This is a genomic window from Lyngbya sp. CCY1209 (assembly GCF_035615495.1).
Classification (GTDB): Bacteria; Cyanobacteriota; Cyanobacteriia; order Cyanobacteriales; family Microcoleaceae; genus Limnospira.
The window spans coordinates 1-789 of record NZ_JAJENU010000306.1 but is presented as its reverse complement, the minus strand read 5'-3'; the positions used below and the strand labels follow the sequence as shown (position 1 = coordinate 789).

General features: G+C 46.8%; 1 protein-coding gene. It reads left to right on the top strand.

What is annotated here, in order from left to right; translation table 11 throughout:
- The coding region (locus LKE08_RS08860; protein ID WP_324703856.1) for a group II intron maturase-specific domain-containing protein at positions 1-762 on the top strand (762 nt) is incomplete at its 5' end.
- Between the last annotated feature and the right edge of the window lie 27 nt (positions 763-789).

The following is a 789-nucleotide window of genomic DNA, read 5'->3' as shown; positions in this document are numbered from 1 at the left end:
CCAAAAGGAAAACATACATCCGGGAAGAAATCGGGGGGAAGAGGTCTACTCGGCTTCAAGACCCACATAAAACCGGACAAGGAAGCAATCAAAGCCCACATCGAAAAGGTGAAAGAGGTGATTAGGAAACATAAAACAGCACCTCAAGCCGCCCTGATTAAACATCTTAATCCCATCATCACAGGATGGGCAAGATACTATTCAGGGGTAGTCTCCTCAGAGATTTTCAACAAGCTAGATAATATACTCCGGCAACAATTGCGGGCATGGATAGTATCACGATGCGGAAACGCCAAATACAAAACGCTTAGAAAATACTACCGAACAGGTATGGCAAAACTGAGCAATGGGGACGAAAGGAAGGACAAGTGGATTTTCCAAACTAAGGATGGTTTACGACTCCAAAAACACGCCTGGACTCCTATTGTCTACCACACGCTGGTCAGACCGAACGCATCGATGTATGACGGAAATTGGGTCTACTGGGCAACGAGGAGAGGGAAATCGCCAGAAATCTCGAACCGAGAAGCCAAACTACTAAAAGACCAGAAAGGCAAATGCAAATGGTGCGGGCAACACTTCACTATTGAAGACCAATTGGAAACCGACCACATCATCCCTAGATGCCTAGGTGGAAAGGATGATTACAAAAACCTCCAATTGTTGCACCGCCACTGTCACGATGCCAAGACTGCTGTAGATGGCAGTCAAGGCAAGAGTCGTACTCATGACAACGAGACGGCTGAACTAGGAGCCGTGTGAGGTGAAAATCTCATGCACGGTTCTGAA